General features: G+C 59.4%; 14 protein-coding genes. 5 read left to right on the top strand and 9 right to left on the bottom strand.

The genetic code is table 11. The annotated features are described in order from the left end of the window. Window positions 1-48: 48 nt before the first annotated feature. Window positions 49-690, bottom strand: coding sequence for a carbonic anhydrase (locus BSG20_RS19895; protein WP_072369947.1), 642 nt, complete (start codon window positions 688-690; stop codon window positions 49-51). 73 nt (window positions 691-763) lie between these two features. Beyond that, the gene (gene pdxY / locus BSG20_RS19890; RefSeq protein WP_072369950.1) at window positions 764-1,639 is read right to left on the bottom strand and encodes a pyridoxal kinase PdxY; all 876 of its coding nucleotides are present in this window, start codon (window positions 1,637-1,639) and stop codon (window positions 764-766) included. Window positions 1,640-1,892: 253 nt separating this feature from the next. On the opposite strand from pdxY, the gene BSG20_RS19885 reads away from it, so the two are divergent. Both BSG20_RS19885 and BSG20_RS19880 read left to right on the top strand, forming a co-directional pair. Beyond that, window positions 1,893-6,668 (top strand): NAD-glutamate dehydrogenase, encoded by a 4,776-nt coding sequence (locus BSG20_RS19885; protein WP_072369953.1) that lies wholly within the window; start codon window positions 1,893-1,895, stop codon window positions 6,666-6,668. A 27-nt stretch (window positions 6,669-6,695) separates the two neighbouring features. After that, complete coding sequence (locus tag BSG20_RS19880) at window positions 6,696-8,084, top strand: MFS transporter (protein ID WP_177309863.1); 1,389 nt, start codon at window positions 6,696-6,698, stop codon at window positions 8,082-8,084. Between the two features lie 15 nt (window positions 8,085-8,099). Here the strand turns inward: BSG20_RS19880 and purH are convergent, their stop codons facing one another. From purH to htpX, 4 genes are all read right to left on the bottom strand, one after another. Continuing rightward, window positions 8,100-9,716: a bifunctional phosphoribosylaminoimidazolecarboxamide formyltransferase/IMP cyclohydrolase gene (gene purH, locus BSG20_RS19875; RefSeq protein ID WP_072369959.1), complete on the bottom strand. Its 1,617-nt coding sequence runs from the start codon at window positions 9,714-9,716 to the stop codon at window positions 8,100-8,102. A 95-nt stretch (window positions 9,717-9,811) separates the two neighbouring features. Next, window positions 9,812-11,476: a heparinase II/III family protein gene (locus BSG20_RS19870; RefSeq protein ID WP_072369962.1), complete on the bottom strand. Its 1,665-nt coding sequence runs from the start codon at window positions 11,474-11,476 to the stop codon at window positions 9,812-9,814. A gap of 110 nt (window positions 11,477-11,586) precedes the next feature. After that, a complete protein-coding gene (locus tag BSG20_RS19865) occupies window positions 11,587-12,981 on the bottom strand; it encodes an RsmB/NOP family class I SAM-dependent RNA methyltransferase (RefSeq protein ID WP_177309862.1) in 1,395 nt (464 codons plus the stop codon). Further along, window positions 12,972-13,934, bottom strand: coding sequence for a zinc metalloprotease HtpX (htpX, locus tag BSG20_RS19860; RefSeq protein ID WP_072369965.1), 963 nt, complete (start codon window positions 13,932-13,934; stop codon window positions 12,972-12,974). Before htpX ends, BSG20_RS19865 begins: the two co-directional genes overlap by 10 nt. Window positions 13,935-14,056: 122 nt before the next feature. Here htpX and BSG20_RS19855 point away from each other — a divergent pair, with 122 nt between their 5' ends. Beyond that, the gene (locus BSG20_RS19855; protein ID WP_072370194.1) at window positions 14,057-14,281 is read left to right on the top strand and encodes a DUF1674 domain-containing protein; all 225 of its coding nucleotides are present in this window, start codon (window positions 14,057-14,059) and stop codon (window positions 14,279-14,281) included. A gap of 219 nt (window positions 14,282-14,500) precedes the next feature. Then, window positions 14,501-14,710, top strand: a complete 210-nt coding sequence (locus BSG20_RS36540) for a hypothetical protein (RefSeq protein ID WP_177309861.1) — start codon at window positions 14,501-14,503, stop codon at window positions 14,708-14,710. A 96-nt stretch (window positions 14,711-14,806) separates the two neighbouring features. Here the strand turns inward: BSG20_RS36540 and acs are convergent, their stop codons facing one another. Next, window positions 14,807-16,762, bottom strand: a complete 1,956-nt coding sequence (acs, locus tag BSG20_RS19845; RefSeq protein ID WP_072369971.1) for an acetate--CoA ligase — start codon at window positions 16,760-16,762, stop codon at window positions 14,807-14,809. Between the two features lie 228 nt (window positions 16,763-16,990). Between acs and BSG20_RS19840 the strand changes: the two genes are divergently transcribed. Next, window positions 16,991-17,689: a DUF1013 domain-containing protein gene (locus BSG20_RS19840; protein WP_024313224.1), complete on the top strand. Its 699-nt coding sequence runs from the start codon at window positions 16,991-16,993 to the stop codon at window positions 17,687-17,689. 58 nt (window positions 17,690-17,747) lie between these two features. On the opposite strand, the gene BSG20_RS19835 is transcribed toward BSG20_RS19840, so the two are convergent. Next, window positions 17,748-19,658 carry a propionyl-CoA synthetase gene (locus tag BSG20_RS19835; protein WP_072369974.1) on the bottom strand — a complete coding sequence of 637 codons (1,911 nt, stop codon included), beginning with the start codon at window positions 19,656-19,658 and terminating at the stop codon, window positions 17,748-17,750. Window positions 19,659-19,740: 82 nt separating this feature from the next. Further along, entirely contained in the window at window positions 19,741-20,400 is a 660-nt protein-coding gene (locus BSG20_RS19830) for a YggS family pyridoxal phosphate-dependent enzyme (RefSeq protein WP_072369977.1), read from the bottom strand. Window positions 20,401-20,537 lie beyond the last annotated feature (137 nt).

Genomic DNA, 20,537 nt, shown 5'->3' with positions numbered 1-20,537 from the left:
ACATACGCCAAGAGCGCCGAACCGAAGTTCGGCGCTTTTTATTTTGGCCTAGACATCAGGACGAATGAAGTCACGGGTTTCAGCGTCCATAACCCACAGCTCTCCGGTCGAAATGTCAAACCAGGCACCGTGAAGCGCTATCTTGCCGGCGTCTTCCAAGGCCTTGATGTCCGGAAACGTCCTGAGATTCTCGATCGAATTTCGGATCGACACGCGCTCGAGGGCGGTTTGGCGCTCGGCGAGTGTCATGACATCATTGGCGCCGATCTGCTCAGCCGCAGGCCTGACGAGCGACATCCAGCGTCCGATAAAGTCACCCGGCGACAGGGGCTCAGCGTTCGGGTCCAGCGCCGCCCGAATACCCCCGCAACGGCCGTGACCCATGACGACGATATCGGTAACCTTCAGCACCTGGACCGCAAATTCCAGCGCTGCCGACGTCGCGTGGAAATGGCCATCCGGCTGATAGGGCGGTACCATGTTGGCAACATTCCGGATGACGAAAAGTTCACCGGGGCCTGCGTCGAAAATCAGTTCGGGGGCAGCGCGCGAGTCCGAACAGGCGACCACCAGCGTACTTGGGTTCTGGCCGTGCTCCGCCAGTGTCCTATAGCGATCGCGGGCGTCCGCATAACGCCCGTTCATAAAGTTACGATAACCGTCCAGAAGGGTGTTTGGAAAACGCTGCATGATCTTCGATTACAGCCTACGCCCGCCAAGATCAATATCGCACTGCAAGATATGAAATGCGGGTGCGTGACCGTTACCCCTTGCGCCTTTGTGCCGGGTGCAACAAGCGTCGCATCTGGACCATCGCCATCGGCGTTGCCAGGCTCGACGAGTCGCGTGCCAGTGTCAATTCATCACTGCCCCGCTTCACCGCGCGAGCAAGCACCTCGTAGACGCTCGCCGTTGCAAGCTGAAGCGCCTTCTCATCCTCCATGCCCGAGAGAAGCCGCGATAGAAACAGCGCCGCGAGAAGATCACCAAGGCCATTCGGCGGCTTGTCGATAAGGCGATGTTCCGCCAGCAGCGCATGGCGCCCCGAGAGATAGAGATTGCCTGTGCCGCCAGCCATCATGGGCACTGCGGAGGTCACCAGCATGCGGGACGGTCCCAGCGATAGGGCCGCATCCATGATCGCTGTATTGTCCTCTAGCGGAGCACCGGCGAGCCAGGCGAGTTCATATCGATTAGGCGTTGCAAGCGAAGCGAGCGGTATCAGATGATCCCTGATTGCCTCGGCCGTTGCCTGCGGCACGTAGAGACCGCCCAGATCCCCCATGACCGGATCACAAACATACAGAAGCTCCGGCTTCCGCTCCCGCAAAGCCGTCACCAGCCGGGCAACCGAGCGCGCCTGCGCCCCATTGCCGAAATACCCCGAGAGAACAGCCTTCACTTCGCCGATCCAGGGCGCGCCGATGAGATCGTCGATCGCCGCATCAAAATCGGCTTCCGCAAATGTGAGCCTTGTCGACCGGCCGTGACCGGGGTGCCAGGGAAGCACGATCGTCGGCAGTGCCCAGACCTGATGGCCTAGAGTCTCCAGTGCAAAGACCGCCGCACGATTTCCGACGGAACCACGGACAACGTGGCTGGAGATAACGATGACAGTTCCTGCGGCGTTTTCCGACATGATGCTCCACTCGGCTTTCGATGAACGTTGATCTCCTTTTTGCGGCTTCACTGTCAACTGCTCTTCACACAGGCATGAAAACGTCGGACCCAAGAAATTCCACATGTCTACGACGAAGCAAAATCTTTCGAAAATTTGCGTTCGGGTGGCCAAAAACGCATGAAAGCTGCCTCGTAATGCGCTCTTTTAGAGAATCTTTCGTCAAATCTTCTGCTACTTTGCGCCAAATCGAGGAGATGAGGGAGTATCTGCGATGGCTGGTCGAAACAATCCGAAACGAGAAAAGCAGCTCGAAAGCGCGACCAAAATCGCGGCGGCAACCGGGAAAACCTCTCTCGATCCCGAGTTTTTGTTCGGCCGCGCCAGCGGCGACGATCTGGAACACTACACACCGGAAATGCTGGCGCTTGCTGCTGTGCATTCGGCAAAGGAATTAGCAGCCTGGGCGGGCAATTCGGCGCGCATCACCATCGATACCATCGCCGATGTGGAGCCCGACGGTGTTGCCGTTTCCATTCTCTCGGTCACCGACCACAACATGCCGTTCCTGTATGAATCGGTGATGGGCGAGGTCACCAGCAGCTATCGCGACCTCTATATGGCCGTGCACCCGATCCTAGTGCTGGAGGAAGGCAAAGCGCCGGAACTCTACTCCGCTGATCTCCCGAGCGAGCCGGTCAATCGCGTCAGCCATATCCAGCTCCACCTTGCGCCTCTGACGGCGGTCCAGGCCGCCGACCTCATCAAGCGGGTGAAGACCGTGGTCGAGCAGGTGCGCGTGACGGTGTCAGACTGGAGGCCCATGCTGGAGAAGCTCGGAACGGTGATCGATGAGCTTTCCGCCTACAAATCCAGCCGTAGGAAGGCGGAACGGGATGAAGCGCTTGCCTTTCTGACGTGGCTACGCGATGCAAACTTCACGTTCCTCGGAATGCGAGAATATGTCTATTCCGGAAAAGGCACCAGCGCGAAGGTGGAGCGGGACAAGGGCACCGGTCTCGGGATTCTTTCGAACCCCGACGTGCTTGTTTTGCGCACCGGCAAGGACGCTGTTACGACAACACCGGAAATCCTGGCATTCCTGGATGGCCCGGATTTCCTGATCGTTACCAAGGCCAACGTGAAGTCGATCGTCCATCGCCGCGCCTATATGGACTATGTCGGGGTTAAGCGGTTTGACGCCGACGGGAATGTGACCGGCGAGCTGCGCATTGTCGGCCTGTTCACCTCGACCGCCTACACATCCCTCGCCAGCGATATCCCGCTGCTCCGCTCCAAAATCGAGCGGGTGAAGGAACACTTCGGCTTCGACCCGATGAGCCACTCGGGCCGTATGCTGGACAATACGCTGGAATCCTATCCGCGCGACGACCTCTTCCAGATCGACACGATGCTTCTGGCCGGCTTCGCTGAGCAGATCAACGATCTTGCCAACCGGCCGCGAGTCCGCGTCCTGCCCCGCATCGATCATTTCGACCGTTTCGTTTCAGTGATCGTTTACGTGCCGCGCGAAGAGTACGATTCGATCGTGCGTGAGAAGATCGGAGCCTATCTGAAGACCGTCTATGATGGCCGTGTCTCGGCTTATTACCCGGCCTTTCCTGAAGGCGGCGTCGCCCGCGTCCACTTCATCATTGGCCGGTCCTGGGGCAAGACGCCACGCGTGCCACAGGCAAAGCTGGAGGAAGCTATCCGCGCCATCACCGCACGCTGGGATGATCGCTTCGAAACCCTTGCAGGGCCGAAGGCGCCACGCCTGCAGGTCAGTCACGCTTTTCAGGATCTCTTCACGCCGGAAGAGACCTTTGGCGATCTGGGGGACATTGCTGCATGCGCGGCCGGAGAGCCGATCCGTATCGCTTTTTATACGCGAGAGAAGGACGGCGTTGAACTGCTGTGCCTGAAGATCTTCCACTCTGGTGGCCAACTCGCCTTGTCCCGCCGCGTCCCATTGCTTGAGAACCTGGGTTTCAACGTCATCAGCGAAGGAACCTTCGATATCGACGTGACCCTGCCCGGCGGCTCGGAGAAGCTGGTCGTGCTGCATGATATGGAGCTCGAAGCTCGAAGCGGCATTGAAATCGACCTCCACCGACATGGAGTGACGTTGGAGGAAGCCTTCCTCGCAGCTTTCAGCGGAGTCATCGACAATGACAACTTCAACCGTCTGATCGTCTCGGCGGGACTGACCGCGCGCGAAACCAGCGTACTTCGCGCCTACGCACGTTATCTGCGCCAAGCGGGTATTCCTTACTCGCTGGACTACATCGCAACGACGCTTGACAAATATCCGGCAATCGCGGCGATGGTCTTCCGGCTATTCCATGACACGCTTGATCCCAAAATCACCGACAAGACGCGGATGAAGAAGGTGAGCGAGCAACATGAAAAGATCGAGGCGGCGCTTTCCGACGTGCCTAGCCTTGATGACGATCGAATCCTGCGCCGCTACGCCAACGTCGTGGACGCGACGCTGAGGACGAACTACTTCCAGCGCAATCAAGACGGCTCACCGAAAGCGATGCTGGCTTTCAAGCTTGACCCGCATCTGGTCGACGGATTGCCCGAACCACGGCCGTTCCGCGAGATGTTCGTCTACGGCGTCGAAGTCGAAGGCGTACACCTGCGCTTCGGCAAGGTGGCGCGTGGCGGCCTGCGTTGGTCCGACCGTGCTGAAGACTATCGAACCGAAGTGCTGGGGCTTGTGAAAGCGCAACAGGTCAAAAACGCGGTCATCGTGCCGGTTGGCGCGAAAGGTGGCTTCTATCCGAAGAAGCTCCCGGTCGGCGGCAGCCGCGACGAGATCTTCAACGCCGGTCGCGAAGCTTACAAGACCTATATTCGCACACTGCTGTCGATCACCGACAACATCAGTGGCGCCGATATCGTGCCGCCGAAGGATACGGTAAGGCTCGACGGCGACGACCCCTATTTTGTCGTGGCAGCCGACAAGGGAACCGCAACCTTCTCGGATACCGCCAACGCTCTCGCGCAGGAAGCTGGCTTCTGGCTTGACGATGCCTTCGCGTCAGGCGGCTCGGCTGGGTACGACCACAAGAAGATGGGCATTACTGCACGCGGCGCCTGGGAAACGGTGAAGCGACATTTCCGTGAAATGGACATCGACATCCAGACCACGCCGTTTAGGGTTGCAGGCGTCGGTGACATGTCCGGCGACGTGTTTGGCAACGGCATGCTCTTGTCGCCAAAAATCAGGTTGGTCGCCGCTTTTGACCACCGCGACATCTTCATCGATCCCGATCCGGACATGGAAAAGACCCTTGCCGAACGGCAGCGGCTTTTCAATCTGGCGCGGTCGAGCTGGCAGGATTTCGACAAGGGTGTCCTTTCGAAGGGCGCCATGATCATTTCGCGATCGGCAAAGTCCGTCACACTGACGCCCGAAGCGGTGGCCGCGATCGGCATCGACAAGGCCGTGGCAACGCCGTTCGAGATCATGACGGCCATTTTGAAGAGCCCGGTCGATCTGCTCTGGTTCGGCGGTATCGGCACTTACGTCAAAGCGCCGTCAGAAACAGACGCCGAGGTCGGTGACCGTGCCAATGACCCCATTCGGGTAGCGGCGGAAGACGTGCGCGCCAAGGTGATCGGCGAGGGCGCAAATCTTGGTGTCACGCAGAAGGGCCGTATCGCCTACGGACTTAGGGGCGGGCGCTGCAATTCCGACGCGATTGACAATTCGGCCGGCGTCAACACGTCGGACGTTGAGGTCAACATCAAGATCGCGCTTGCCGCTGCGATGCACGATAATCGCCTCACGCGGGCAAAGCGCGACCAGCTGCTGTCATCGATGACGGAGGAAGTCGGAAAGCTTGTCCTCAGGAACAACTATTTGCAGTCTCTGGCGATTTCGCTGATTGAGCGCAAGGGCACAGCCAACGGGCTGGAACTTGCCCGGCTCATGACGGTGTTCGAAGGGGCCAAGCAATTGAACCGCAAGGTGGAGACGCTACCCGACGATACGGTCCTTGCCGAGCGCTATGCGGCAGGCAAGCCACTGACCCGACCCGAGATCGGCGTTCTGCTTTCCTATGCCAAGATCGTGTTGTTCGATGCCCTGGCGGCCAGCGATTTGCCTGACGATCCCTATTTCGCTGCAACGCTTTCGAACTACTTCCCCGCAAAGATGCGGAAGACGAACGCGTCTGACATCGACGCCCATCGTCTGAAACGCGAGATCATTGCGACCGTGCTCGCCAACGAGGCCATCAACCGAGGTGGCCCCGGCTTCGCCGTCAGCATGATGGATGCCACAGCGGCATCCGCGCCTGAGGTCGTTCGCGCGGCAATCATCGCCCGTGACGGCTTTGATCTCGGACGGCTTTGGACGGAAACGGATGCATTGGACGGCAAGATTGGCGGCACGATGCAGAACCGCATCTACGAGGAAATCAGCCACACCTTCACGCTGCTGACGCGCCTCCTTCTGAAGACACAGATGGCCAAGGGCGATATGGCCGCTACGATCGAAGGCCTTCAGACTGCCCTGAAGAAGCTCAAGCCGATTTTCGCCAACCAGACGGTACCAGAGCTCGAGGCGCGCCAGCAGGAATATCGCGACGCCGGCGTGCCGGATAAGCTGGCCGCCGAGATCTCAGGGCTGCTCGGCTTTGCGCTCGTGCCCGAGATCATGCAGATCGCCGAACGCACGGGCGAACCGCTGGCTCGCGCCGCGGAAAGCTATTTTGCCGTCTCCCAGACCTTCCGGATCGGTCGGTTGCTCGCCGCCGGATCGCGGATCATCACAACCGACCATTACGAGAACCTGGCGCTGGCACGCAGTATCGACCAGATCGCCAGTGCGAGACGTGATATCGTCATTTCGGCACTTGCCAACCATGGTAAGGACAAGCTTCCGGTCCAGGCTTGGCATGCCGGCGATCGCGTCAGGATCAACCGGATCGCAGAAGAACTATCCGGGTTGAGCGACAGCGGCGATCCGAATCTTGCCCGGATCACTGTCGCCGCGGGTCTGTTGACCGACCTTGCGCGCGACGGGACGAGGTGACACAGTTCCGCTCGGAATCAGGAGCGGATTGTGAATCGCATCGACTGGACGGGAACTCAGCCGGCTAGGGCATCAGAAAAGGGCATCTGGGGCTGGATGCTCTTTGATTGGGCGGCGCAACCGTTCTTCACGGTCGTGACAACGTTCATTTTCGGCCCTTACTTCGTGTCACGCCTGACGGTCGATCCGGTCTCCGCCCAGGCGATGTGGAGCAACATGGCGACGATCTCCTCGGTGATCATCGCCATTTTATCGCCCGTGCTCGGATCGATCGCCGACCAGTCCGGCGCGCGAAAGCCGTGGATCGCTTTCTTTGCCGTCATCAAGATTGCAAGCCTCTTCGGCCTCTGGTTTGCGGCACCGGGTTCGCCGCTGATATACCCAGTAACCTTCATGATCCTTGCGTCGATCGCAGCCGAGTTCTCGATCGTCTTCAACGACTCCATGATGCCGCGGCTTGTTAGCAAGGACGAGGTCGGCAAACTATCCAATACGGCCTGGGGTCTCGGTTATCTTGGCGGGATGATCGTTCTGATCGCCGTGGTGGTCCTGCTTGCGGGAAATCTCGAATCCGGCAAGACGATTCTCGGTCTCGAGCCCTTGTTTGGTCTCGATCCACACCAGGGCGAGGATGCCCGCATCTCCGGGCCGATCTCGGCCGTCTGGTACCTGATCTTTATTCTTCCGATGTTCTTTTTCACGCCGGACACAAGCAAGGGCCTTCCGTTCGGCGACGCCGTCCGTACTGGCCTTGCCGAGCTGAAAAACACACTTGGCGAGCTAAGGCAGCGCCGAGGCATCCTTCACTTCCTGATAGCACGAATGATCTATCAGGACGGCGTCAACGGACTTCTGATACTCGGTGGAGCGTTTGCCGCCGGAATGTTCGGTTGGGCGACGATCGAGATCGGGATCTACGGGATTATTCTTAACATCGTTGCGATTTTCGGCTGCATCATTGCAGGTCGGGTGGACCGGCACATTGGCTCCAAATCGACGATCATCATCAGCTTGACGATGTTGCTGCTCGCGACCATTGGCATTGTGTCGACGGGGCCGGGATACACGCTCTTCGGCTTATTCGAGCTGCCAACCGTCGATTCCGGCGGCCTCTTCGGGACGGCGGCCGAGAAAGCGTACATTGCCTACGGCCTGCTGATCGGCCTTGCGTTCGGCCCGGTGCAGGCTTCATCGAGGTCCTACCTCGCGCGGAGCGTAAGCCTGAACGAGGCGGGCCGCTATTTCGGCATCTATGCGCTTTCGGGACGCGCCACGAGCTTCATGGCGACGCTGTTGTTTTCCGCCGTGACCTACATGACTGGCTCGTCGCGGCTCGGAATGGCAACGCTTGTGCTCTTCCTGGCCGCCGGGCTCGTCCTGCTTGTCCGAACGCCCTATCCTGCAGACAGGGCGTAACGGCAGGGCTACCACTCAGTGGCGGAAGTGCCGCATTCCGGTAAAGACCATCGCGACATTGTGCTCATTGGCAGCGTCGATCACTTCCTGGTCGCGCATCGACCCGCCGGGCTGGATGACCGCCGTCGCACCAGCCGCAATCATTGACAGCAAACCATCGGCGAAGGGCAGGAATGCCTCCGAGGCAACGGCCGAACCGCGCGTCAGCGGCTCTGCGAGGCCAAGGGCCCTCGCCGCTTCCTCGGCTTTCAAGCCGGCGATGCGCGCAGAATCCACGCGGCTCATCTGGCCTGCCCCAATGCCGGCCGTCTGCCCGTCCTTCGCATAGACCACGGCGTTCGACTTGACATGCTTTGCCACCTTGAAGGCAAACGTCATGTCTTCGAGTTCCTGCTGTGTCGGTGCCCGCTTCGTGACCACCTTCAGCTCCAGGTCTTCGACCATGCCATTGTCGCGGCTCTGCACGAGCAAGCCGCCGGATACGGTTTTCGCCGTGAGACCGGCAACCCGCGGATTCGGGAGGCCACCTGCCGTGAGCAGGCGGAGGTTTGCCTTGCGCGCGATGATGGCCTTTGCCTCCTCAGTCACATCGGGCGCGATGATGACCTCGGTAAAGAGCTTGATGATCTCTTCCGCCGTTTCCGCGTCAAGCGTCCGGTTAAGCGCGATGATGCCGCCGAAGGCAGAGACCGAATCGCAGGCAAGCGCGCGCTTGTAGGCCTCAATCAGGCCCGAAGCCGTCGCCACGCCGCAGGGGTTTGCATGCTTGATGATCGCGCAGGCGGCGGATTTCTCCGGCAGGAACTCTGCGACAAGCTCGTAAGCCGCATCGGTGTCGTTGATGTTGTTGTAGGAGAGCTGCTTGCCCTGAAGCAGTGACGCCGTGGCAACGCCGGCGCGGCGCTCGCCCGTAACATAGAATGCCGCCTTCTGGTGCGGATTCTCGCCGTAACGCATCTCTTCCTTGAGGACGCCGCCAATGACGCGGTGTCTCGGCGTGTCGATCGAAAGCGCCTCGGCAAACCAGTTGGAGATCATTGCGTCATAGGAAGCCGTGCGAGCGAAGGCCCTGGCTGCCATCTGCTGGCGGAACGCATACACGGTCTGGCCGCCACCGGAATTAAGCTGCTCGAGCAGTTCGGGATAGTCCGTTGGGTCGGTGAGGATGGTGACATAGGCGTGGTTCTTGGCCGACGCGCGGATCATCGCCGGACCGCCGATATCAATATTCTCGACGGTCGTCGGGTAGTCACCGCCGGCGGCACGGACGTCCTCGAACGGATAAAGATTGATGACGACGAGATCGATACCCTCGATGCCGTGCGCCTTCATCGCCGCTTGGTGGTCCGCATCATCGCGGATGGCAAGCAGGCCGCCGTGCACTTTCGGATGCAACGTCTTGACGCGACCGTCCATGATCTCAGGAAAACCTGTGACGTCGGAGACATCGGTCACCGCAAGTCCGGCCGCTGCAATTGCCTTATGAGTGCCCCCGGTCGACAGGAGGCGAACACCCTTTTCGGCAAGTGCGCGCGCGAGCTCGACGATTCCGGTCTTATCAGATACCGAAAGCAATGCAGTCCTGACGTCGACTTTGTCGGGTGCGGGGATTTTCTTGGAAACAACGGCCATGAGGCTTCTCCATTTGGTCTTCAGGAGATATCCGGCGAGGGATAAGCGGATGATGGCGCCGCGTTAGCACAGCTTTGCGTCCGCGAAAACAGTCACTAGCTCTTGCGTGATAAAAACCAGCGTATTTCCGGCCGGTCAGGGTGGGAGAAGGCGATCTCCATCAGATCGGATCCACAGATACCCGAGGCGTCCGCGAAGAAGACGTCCTCGCCGATCAACACCTCGTTGCCGGGCGAGGAGAACAGCCATGTCTCGCCATCGGGTGCCGTCATCATCACCGACTCTTTGTCGAGCGGCTTCAGGTTGATCGAGGGGTGGGCATGGAAACGCGCCACGGCACGCACGGCCTCATCGACCTTGCCTTCCGGCGCGACAAGCCGATCACAGCCGGTAACGATCAATCCCGTGGCGTTCAGGGTCAGCTCTCGCTCATGCAGAACGCCAAAGGCGTTAAGGTAGCCGTCGTGGCTCGCCTTGATCACGTCGCGTCCATCATCTGCGAGCGCGCGATCGACACTCACAGTCTTCACGCCATCGGTGATCACGTTCGCGATGAAGTCGGACGGTGCAAAACGGCTGGACGACGTGTCATCAACCGTCACGGTGCTATGCGCGGCAGTCGTTCGAGCAATCTGAACGTAACGCCGGCCGGCAAATTTCGGCGATCCCGAATTGACAATAAAGCGGTGACGCCCGGAGGACATCTCAAAAGACAGGCAACCGGCATGCGCCGTGCGGGACAAATTTCCAGCGGGCGGCAAACCGGTATCAGCAATGACCACTGTTCTTCCCGCGGCCAGCCGCTGATAGCGCGAATGGGGCATCGCCTTGAAGGGATCGCCCGCGGTCTCGTCATACCGCAGCAACGACATCAGTTCCGTCGCGAGAGTCGACGTCGCGCCATTGAAAAGCGCGAGATCGCCATCCTGATGCCTGAAGAAGCGCAAAGCCGGATACATCCGATCGATGCCGGAGATCAGCTTCTGCGGCAGGTCATGGCCCAGATTGACGTAAGTTTGCCTCAGCGGAAGGAGATCGAGGAGCAGCTCCAACCCGACTCGCGGATTGCGCGAGACATGGCCTCCGTCAGGCAGAATCTGGCTGTCGAACTCGTGGTCCAATGCTTCAGCAGCGCGTCGGAGCGCACCTGCGCGTGTCGGCATTGCAATAGAGGCCATCGCGAGGGCAATCCGCAGCCGGAATCGAACCTCTCCGGGCGGTGCGTACTTTGCAATTCGCCGTAGAAAGCGGACTTGAAAGGCGAGTGACCGCAAGAAGCGGCGATAGAAGCCGCGATCGGCATTATGAAGAACAACGGGAGAATGCGAGAGCCAGGCAATCACGCGCTGAGCTGTAACGTCGATCTCCCAGGCAATACCTTCGATGCGGCCGCCATGCAGCGATAGCCAGTTGTTGACGATCGAACGGGCAACGCTCGAGTGAAGGTCACTCTTCTTGGTTCGCATGTGGCGAAGCCAGCCGAAGCTATGAAGTCGCAGCGCGAAGGATCGGGACGGAAGGCTGAAATTGAAAGGCGACTTGCCGCCTGTTTCGAGAAGGCGTCCGGCAAGCGGGAAGCGGCCGTTCAAAATCTCTTCGGCCACATGCGGATCAACCGAACGCAGGTCGGTGGGGGCGACGATTAAGCGCTCCGGAACGTGAATCGTATGGCGGAAGAGACGCAGCCGCAGGATTGCTCCGCGGCACAGGGTGCGCCGCCAAGCCTCTCCCACGTAAAGAGTCGAGAACCCGGACCACATATCTATCGTCTATTGACCCGCGTCGTTAAGAATAAGTGAATAAGCCCGGAATCAGTGACACTTACGTATCAAATTATGACAGGTGCTCAACTATGCCAGTTGCCTTTCGATCAGGCAACACGGCGCATGACGACGGCGTAGAAGCCATCGAGACCACCCGCAAAACCGGAGGGAACCTCCAGCATGTCAGGTGTCGTGCGGAATTCGCCGAGGGGACTGATAGCAGACTCGAGCCCCGGCCAACGCTTGGCATCAATTGCAACTCGCGCAACCATCGGTGTATCCGAAAGGACGCGGGCTGCGACCTCTTCCCCCTCGGTGGGATCAAGCGAGCAATTGGAAAAGACGATTGTGCCACCCGGCTTCAGCAAGGTGAGTGCGTGGCGCAACAGGCGCTCCTGAAGCACTGCAAGTTTTGCTATGTCTGCCGGTCCCTTGGCCCAGAGAACATCCGGATGCCGGCGCGTCGTCCCCGTCGATGAGCAGGGCGCATCCAGTAGTATCGCGTCAAAAAGCTCCACTGGCTCATACTTCGTCAGGTCGCTAGCGACCGTTTCGGCACTCAGTCCCAGCCGATCGAGATTGGCGCGCAAACGCTTGATACGGTTTTCGGATTGCTCGACCGCCGTGACGTCGCCGCCAGCGAACACCAGTTGGGCCGTCTTTCCGCCAGGGGCCGCACATAGATCGGCAACGCGCTTGCCTGTCAGGTCACCAAAGAGTTGAGCGGGGATACTGGCGGCTGCGTCCTGAACCCACCATGCGCCCTCCGCAAATCCCTCGAGGGAGGGAATACTGCCCTCGAATGCGGCCAGCCGTACACCACCGGTCGGCAGCGTAAAACCACCCAAACGTTCCGCCCAGCTTTGCGCATCGGCCTTGACAGTAAGATCGATCGCTGCCGGCTCGAGTTGCGCATCAGAAATCGACTGTGCCTTCTCCTTGCCGTAGGCTTTTTCGAGCCTTTGGAGAAACCATTCCGGCATCACCGGAATGTTGCGGATCTCGGCGAGGACCTCCTCTTTCTCGCGGCCAAGACGGCGTAGGACAGCGTTTACCAACTTGGCAAAGCGACGATTGCGCGGGTCTTGATTTGATTGCTCGACGGCGAGATCGACCGCGGCATGATCCGGCACATCGAGGTAGAGGATCTGCGCCGCGGCAACCGCGAGAACGTGATGCAATGCCCGCGCGCCTTCGGGAAGCGGCGATTCAAGCAGGCGGGAAATCGCGGCATCTATGCGTGGCAAATGCCGCAACGTCGCATTGAGAATGGCGCGCACCAGTGCGCGGTCACCCTCGTTGAGAGCCTTGTAAGCCGGATTGCCATGCTCATTGTCCAACGCGCCGTCGAGCGGGAGCTTCCGGTCAACGACCGCTGCCAGGATCTTGGCCGCAGCGGCACGAACCTGCAATCCAGGTTTTACCGGCCCAAGGACGGGCCCAGCGCTGGAAGGCTTTGGCTTACGAAATGGCTTTTTCTTGCCGTCTGAATTCAAGACCACGGACCTTTCGGCGGTTGTGAACCACCGCGATCAAGACCGGTATCCGGAACCGAACGCGATTTGCGCATCGGATTAGCAGCGCGAGCCGGCGGCGTCGAGACATTCATCCCGCTGCGTGCCATTTCCTGCAGCGCCGCAATCCGGTTTTCCGTGTTCGGGTGTGTGGAGAACAGGTTATCCATGCCGGCGCCGGTCAGCGGATTGACGATGAACATATGGGCGGTTGCAGGGTTGCGCTCGGCGTCGTAGTTCGGCACATGCGACGCGCTCCGCGCGATCTTGCCAAGTGCCGAAGCAAGCCATAGCGGATTGCCGCAAATCTCCGCGCCACGGCGATCGGCCGAGTATTCGCGCGTCCGGCTGATGGCCATCTGAACGATCATCGCGGCAAGCGGCGCCACAATCATCGCCAGCAACACTCCTATGAAACCGAGCGGATTGTTGTTGTTTTCCCGGTTGCCACTGAAAAAGAACGCAAAATTGCCCAGCATGGAGATCGCGCCGGCGAGCGTCGCCGTGATCGTCATCGTCAAGGTATCGCGGTTTTGAACGTGGGCGAGCTCATGCGCCATGACGCCGGCGACCTCTTCCGGCGTCAGCGCGCTCAACAAGCCGGTGGAGGCAGCAACGGCAGCGTTCTCAGGATTGCGACCCGTCGCGAAGGCATTTGGTTGCGCGCTGTCGTAAAGATAGACCTTCGGCATGGGCAGGTCGGCACTACGCACCAGATCCCTTATGATTGCGAAGAACTCTGGCGCATTGCGCTCGTCTATCTCCTGCGCGTGATAGGCCGAAAGCACCATGCGGTCGGAATTCCAGTAGGAAAAGAAGTTCATGCCAGCGGCGATCACGAACGCAATCATCATGCCGCCGCGCCCGCCAATCAGAAAGCCGACGGCCATGAACAAAGCGGTCATGAAGGCGAGCAACATGGCTGTACGGACGAGGTTCATCGCTATCTCCAAACACCCCTAAGCAGACCGCACAAGGCAACAGGGTTTCAATTGCGGCGCCGGCGCACTATGATTTGGTCATTCACCAGCCATTTTCAATGTTCTTCGGGCGGAATCGCGTGATGCAGGCAGCGGATAATGATAACAACGAAACCCTGGCGACTGAGCCCGCCGAGGCTCCCCGCAAGTTGCTCTCGCCGGCTGCCAAGCGCGCGCTTGCCGAGGCTGAAGAGCGTCGCCGAAACGAGAAGCCGGTAGAAATGCCGCCAGAGACAGGTGGCCGCGGCGGTGCAGATCCTTCGCGCTTCGGGGACTGGGAAATCAACGGCAGAGCGATCGATTTCTAAGTAAATATTCCTATTTGCGGTCGCTATTGGTCGGAACTCATACCTTTCATGGGAAAGATTGCTCCCTTGTCGCATTGGCCTTTATTGTGATTCCGACCACGTCTGAGGCGCGAGACGAAATTGAAGGGCCTGTGTCGGCCGAGACGACCCTGAGCGTGATCGGGGGCGACACGCTGCTGGTCGAAGCCACCTGGGCCACGGCAAACAATGGAAGTCGACGTGCGGATTCGCGGCATCGACACGCCGGAGATGCACTCCAGATACGCCGAAATAAGGCGCGCGGGGATCGATGCTCACCCAGGCACTGGAAACCCTGACATCCGGATCACCGAGATCCGGCTTAGGCAGATTGCCGGCGAGAAGTATTTCGGCCGCATCCTTGCAAATGTCACCCTTCTGGATGGCAGGAATCCGGCTCAGGATCTCTGAAGGGAGGGGATCGTACGGCTCTACAACGGCGGCCGAAAGCCGCGAGAAATCTGTCCCGAAGAACATGCCGCCCCGATTGCTCGGAGCGGCCTTTGTTTAGGCTGTCGCCTTGTTCTGGCGGTTGGCAATGAGGTCGTCGACAACAGCCGGATCGGCAAGCGTCGAGGTATCGCCCAGAGAGCCGAAGTCGTCCTCGGCGATCTTCCGCAGGATACGGCGCATGATCTTGCCCGAACGGGTCTTGGGAAGCCCCGGTGCGAACTGTATCTTGTCAGGAGCGGCGATTGGACCGATTTCGCTGCGAACGTGCTTGACCAGTTGCTGGCGCAAATCGTCCGAACCTTCATTGCCGGCCATGAGGGTGACGTAGCAATAGATCCCCTGGCCCTTGATCGGGTGGGGGTAGCCGACGACAGCCGCTTCCGAGACAAGATTGTGCGAAACGAGCGCCGATTCGACCTCGGCGGTGCCCAGGCGGTGACCCGACACGTTCAGCACGTCATCAACGCGACCGGTGATCCAGTAGTAGCCGTCCTCATCCCGTCGGCAGCCGTCGCCGGTAAAATACTTGCCTTTGTAGGTCGAGAAGTAGGTCTGGATGAAGCGCTCGTGGTCGCCATAGACAGTACGCATCTGCCCCGGCCAGCTGTCGGTAATGCAGAGATTGCCGTCGGCGGCACCCTCCAGCACCTTGCCTTCATTGTCGACGAGCTGCGGCTTGACGCCGAAGAATGGGGTTGTCGCCGAGCCTGGCTTCAAGTCGGTCGCGCCTGGCAGCGGTGTGATCATGTGGCCGCCGGTTTCCGTCTGCCACCACGTATCGATCACCGGGCAGCGCTTGTCGCCAACCACATTGTAGTACCATTCCCAGGCTTCTGGATTGATCGGCTCGCCAACCGTTCCGAGCAGGCGCAGGCTTGAGCGCGACGAGCGCGTAACGAACTGGTCGCCGGCGCCCATCAGCGAGCGAATCGCCGTCGGCGCAGTGTAGAAGATATTGACCTTGTGCTTGTCGATGACCTCCCAGAATCGGCCCTGATCTGGAAAGTTCGGCACGCCTTCGAACATCAGCGTCGTCGCACAGTTCGCAAGCGGACCGTAGACGATGTAAGAGTGTCCGGTCACCCAGCCTACGTCGGCGGTGCACCAGTAGATATCACCGGGGTGGTAGTCGAACACATATTCATGGGTCATTGCCGCATAGACGAGGTAGCCACCCGTCGTATGCAAGACACCTTTCGGCTTTCCGGTGGAGCCAGAGGTGTAGAGGATGAACAGCGGATCCTCCGCCTTCATCTTCACCGCTGGGCACTCCGGCTTAACCGTAGCGGTTTCCTGATGGTACCAGAGGTCGCGGCCCGGCGCCCAGCCGGTCTTGCCGCCCGTGCGACGTACCACAAGAACCTTGTCGACGATGACATGCTGCCGAGCGGCGATATGAATTGCGGTATCGGTATTGTCTTTCAGCGGCACCGGCTTGCCACCACGCACCCCTTCATCGCAGGTGATCACGAACGTGGATTCGCAATCGACGATACGGCCGGCCAGTGCTTCCGGCGAGAAACCGCCGAACACGACTGAATGGACCGCCCCAATGCGGGCGCATGCGAGCATCGCATAGGCCGCCTCAGGAATCATCGGCATATAGATGGTGACGCGATCACCTTTCTTGACGCCATGCTTCTTCATGACGTTCGCCATCCGGCAAACATGCTCATAGAGCTCGTTGTAGGTGATCTTCTTGTCGACGTAGGGATTGTCGCCCTCGAAGATGATAGCCACCTGATTGCCGTTGGTCTTGAGGTGCCGGTCAATACAGTTGTACGAAACGTTCGTCTGCCCGTCCTCGAACCACTTGATTGAGACCCGGCCGGTGAAAGACGTGTTCTTGACCTTCGTGTAGGGCTTGAACCAGTCGATCCGCTTGCCATGCTTGCCCCAGAACTTGTCGGGGTTCTCGACGCTTTCCTCGTACCATTGCTCGTACTTGGCCTTATCGATAAGCGCATGGTTCTTCACCGGCTTTTGCACCGGGTAGATCTTTTCGGACATGGAACTCCTCCTCACTCGGACACCGGGCGACCAAAAAGCGAAGCAGCCCGGACTGGCTGTAGGCATTCATAGCAGGTCACATTTACCCGGCAATTAGACAAAGGTCATTTCATTCGTGATCAATTGCAATTCTGCGTCACTGCGGTTATATAGCGCCATATTTCCCGGACATAGTGGTGACAATCCACGGACCGCGACACCGGCGCGGACGACAGAAGGACTATATCCATGGCTCAACAATTGCTCATGCCGAAGGCGACTGCCATCTGGCTCGTCGACAACACAGCCCTGTCTTTCGACCAGATCGCTCAGTTCTGCAGACTGCATCCGCTCGAAGTGAAGGCAATTGCCGACGGCGAAGCCGCGCAGGGCATCAAAGGTCTCGATCCGATTGCGACCGGTCAGCTTTCGCGCGACGAAATCGCCCGCGCTGAAAAAAATCCGGCGCACAAGCTGAAGCTCTCCGAGCCCAAGGTTCGCGTACCCGAATCCAAGCGCCGCGGCCCGCGCTACACGCCGGTTTCGAAGCGCCAGGATCGTCCGAACGCCATTCTCTGGCTGGTGCGCAACCATCCGGAACTGAAGGATGCTCAGATTTCCCGCCTGGTCGGCACCACGAAGTCGACGATCGAGCAGATTCGCGAACGCACTCACTGGAACTCTGCGAATCTCGCGCCGATGGACCCGGTAACACTCGGTCTTTGCAGCCAGATCGACCTCGACATGGAAGTCGAGAAGGCGGCGAAGGGCCGTCCGCTGCCGACCGCCGCCGAGCTTGGTGCAACCCTGCAGTCGGCGCACGAGACAGAGCGCCTGACGCCGCATGAGCGGGAAGAGGAGAAGGAAATCGATGCCGATGCCGTCTTCGCAAAGCTCAAGTCTCTGAAATCTTCTCCGAAAGACGAGGACGAAGACGATCAGTATTGATCGTCTTCGATGATCGACACACAAGGCCCTGCGTAAGCGGGGCCTTTTTCCTTTGCGCCTACATCGGTAGGGAACCGAACCCACGCTTGCGTAGCGCTTCGGCTATCTCCTCGAGAATAGTGGGATCGTCGATCGTCGCTGGCATTTTCCACGGCACGCCGTCGGCGATCTTCTGGATCGTGCCGCGCAATATCTTGCCGGAGCGGGTCTTCGGAAGGCGCTCGACGATTATTGCGGTCTTGAATGCGGCGACCGGGCCGATCGCGTCGCGGATCAGCGTCACGACTTCCGATTCGATCGCCGATGTTTCCCGTGAAACATTTTTCTTCAGGACGAGAAAGCCACAAGGTACCTGGCCCTTCAGCGGATCAACAATTCCGACAACCGCGCATTCGGCAACATCTGGATGCGTAGCGCAAACTTCCTCCATTGCCCCCGTCGACAGTCGATGGCCAGCGCAGTTGATGATGTCGTCGGTGCGCGACATGATGAAGAGATAGCCATCCTCGTCGACATAGCCGGCGTCCGCAGTTTTGTAGTAGCCGGGAAACTCAGCCAGATAGGCCGAACGGAAGCGCTCATCAGCATTCCACAGCGTGGGTAGGCAACCGGGGGGCAGGGGAAGCTTGACAACGATATTCCCAAGCGTCCCCGACGCAACCGAGTGGCCGGCATCATCAAGCACGTGGATAGAATAACCGGGCATGGCCACCGATGGTGAGCCATGCTTCACCGGCAAGACCTCAAGACCGAGCGGGTTCGCCACCATCGGCCATCCAGTTTCCGTTTGCCACCAATGATCGATCACCGGAACGTCTAGCATTCGCTCGGCCCATTTCAGCGTCTCCGGATCCGCACGCTCTCCCGCCAGGAACAGGGCACGGAAATTCGGCATCGCATAGGCCTTGATGTGAATACCATCGCTGTCTTCGCGGCGAATGGCGCGAAAAGCAGTGGGTGCGGTGAAAAGAACGCGGACATCATGCTCTGAGGCAATGCGCCAGAAGACGCCGGCATCTGGTGTGCCAACCGGCTTTCCCTCAAAAATCACGCTGGCAGCGCCTACTAAAAGCGGTGCATAGACGATGTAGGAGTGGCCGACGACCCAACCTATATCGGAAGCTGCCCAGAACACTTCACCTTGCTTGACGCCGAAGATGTTGGCCATCGACCAGGCGAGGGCGACCATGTGACCGCCATTGTCGCGCACGACGCCTTTCGGCTGGCCCGTCGTCCCGGATGTGTAGAGAATGTAGAGTTCGTCCATTGCCCTGACGGGGGTGCATTCAACAGTTACGCCGCGATTTCTCGCAACGGCAGTCTCGAAGTCCTCGTCGCGACCATCGATCAGCTCGGCCGCAAGCTGCCGCCTCTGCAACACAAGACAATGGGCAGGCTTCGACTTGGCGATTGAAATCGCCTGATCAACCAGCGGCTTGTATGGAACGACACGTCCCGGTTCGAGCCCGCAACTTGCCGTGACGATCAGTTTCGCTCCCGAATCGTCGATGCGTGCGGCGAGCTCGTTTGCCGCAAAGCCGCCGAACACCACGGAATGAACCGCGCCGATGCGGGCGCAGGCAAGCATTGAAAAGACGGCTTGCGGCACCATTGGCATATAAATGATGACGCGGTCGCCCTTCGCGATCCCACGTTGTCGCAGCGTCGCTGCAATGGCGCTCACTTCGGCAAGGACTTCGCCATAGCTAAATGCGGCCTTCGCGCCGCTAACCGGGCTATCGTAGATAAATGCGGTATCGTCGCCGCGGCCGGCCCGCACATGGCGGTCAAGGCAATTGAAGCAGGTATTGGTTTCGCCCCCAGGGAACCAACGGCCGTATGGGCCATCCTCCGGTGAAAACGTCCGCTCCGGTTGTTTGAACCAGGTGATTTCCGCCGCCGCCTCGCGCCAGAATGCCTCCGGATCGCTTTGCCATCTGGCATAGGTCTGGCGATAGTTTCCCTGCATTTTCTCCTCCCCAGAACATCCAGCTTGTCGTTATCAATCTAGGAAAGCTAGGCCAGGAAGGAAGCCCGACGAAAGCAGCGTATCAGCGGGCGCCGAAGATCGCGGAGCCTACGCGAACGCTGGTCGCCCCGAAAGCAATGGCCGTTTCATAATCCCCGGACATTCCCATCGACAGTTTCTCGACGCCGCAAACCTTCGCGAGCTTGGCAAGCAACGCGAAATGCGGGCCGGGATTTTCCTCTGCCGGCGGGATGCACATCAATCCGTCGATGGCGAGGCCGAGTTCGTCGCGACAGAAAGCGACAAACACCGCGACGTCCTTCGGCGCGATCCCGGCCTTCTGCGGCTCAAGCCCCGTATTGACCTGGACATAGAGGCGAGGATCCTTCGTTTGACGCCTCATCTCATCCGCCAGCACACGGGCGATCTTCTCTCGATCGATGGTTTCAATGACATCAAATAGCGCGACTGCCTCTGCCGCCTTGTTTGACTGCAGTGGGCCGATGAGATGAAGTTCGATGCCAGGCGTTTCGGATTTCAGTTCGGGCCATTTTACCAGGCTTTCCTGAACCCTGTTTTCGCCAAAGATCCGTTGGCCGGCCCGAAGCGCTGGACCGATTGCGTCTGCGTCGAATGTCTTTGAGACGGCAACAAGCTGAACCGAACCCGCCGATCGCCCGGCCCGCTGCTCGGCCGCAGCGATACGCGAGCGCACATCGTTCAATCGCTCTTCAAGTTCCATCACTCGCCTCGACATGACCGCATGAGAAGATTGCAATGCACTAAACGCCCGGGCTGTGCTTGCCAAGGCCCACAGGTCTGAAATCGTGGCCAGCAGACCGCGATCGGACGCTTGCGCGCCCGTAAAACTTGACGCTA

It is taken from the genome of Rhizobium tibeticum (genome assembly GCF_900110205.1).
Lineage (GTDB): Bacteria > Pseudomonadota > Alphaproteobacteria > Rhizobiales > Rhizobiaceae > Rhizobium > Rhizobium tibeticum.
This window is presented reverse-complemented; position numbering and strand designations above follow the sequence as displayed.

What these genes read in the sequence shown, in the direction of transcription:
- BSG20_RS19855 (WP_072370194.1), top strand. Translation starts at nt 14,057, where the DNA reads ATGCAGGCAGCGGATAATGATAACAACGAAACCCTGGCGACTGAGCCC.
- htpX (WP_072369965.1), bottom strand. Translation starts at nt 13,934, where the DNA reads ATGAACCTCGTCCGTACAGCCATGTTGCTCGCCTTCATGACCGCTTTG.
- BSG20_RS19840 (WP_024313224.1), top strand. Translation starts at nt 16,991, where the DNA reads ATGGCTCAACAATTGCTCATGCCGAAGGCGACTGCCATCTGGCTCGTC.
- BSG20_RS19895 (WP_072369947.1), bottom strand. Translation starts at nt 690, where the DNA reads ATGCAGCGTTTTCCAAACACCCTTCTGGACGGTTATCGTAACTTTATG.
- pdxY (WP_072369950.1), bottom strand. Translation starts at nt 1,639, where the DNA reads ATGTCGGAAAACGCCGCAGGAACTGTCATCGTTATCTCCAGCCACGTT.
- purH (WP_072369959.1), bottom strand. Translation starts at nt 9,716, where the DNA reads ATGGCCGTTGTTTCCAAGAAAATCCCCGCACCCGACAAAGTCGACGTC.
- BSG20_RS19835 (WP_072369974.1), bottom strand. Translation starts at nt 19,658, where the DNA reads ATGCAGGGAAACTATCGCCAGACCTATGCCAGATGGCAAAGCGATCCG.
- BSG20_RS19885 (WP_072369953.1), top strand. Translation starts at nt 1,893, where the DNA reads ATGGCTGGTCGAAACAATCCGAAACGAGAAAAGCAGCTCGAAAGCGCG.
- acs (WP_072369971.1), bottom strand. Translation starts at nt 16,762, where the DNA reads ATGTCCGAAAAGATCTACCCGGTGCAAAAGCCGGTGAAGAACCATGCG.
- BSG20_RS19830 (WP_072369977.1), bottom strand. Translation starts at nt 20,400, where the DNA reads ATGGAACTTGAAGAGCGATTGAACGATGTGCGCTCGCGTATCGCTGCG.
- BSG20_RS19870 (WP_072369962.1), bottom strand. Translation starts at nt 11,476, where the DNA reads ATGTGGTCCGGGTTCTCGACTCTTTACGTGGGAGAGGCTTGGCGGCGC.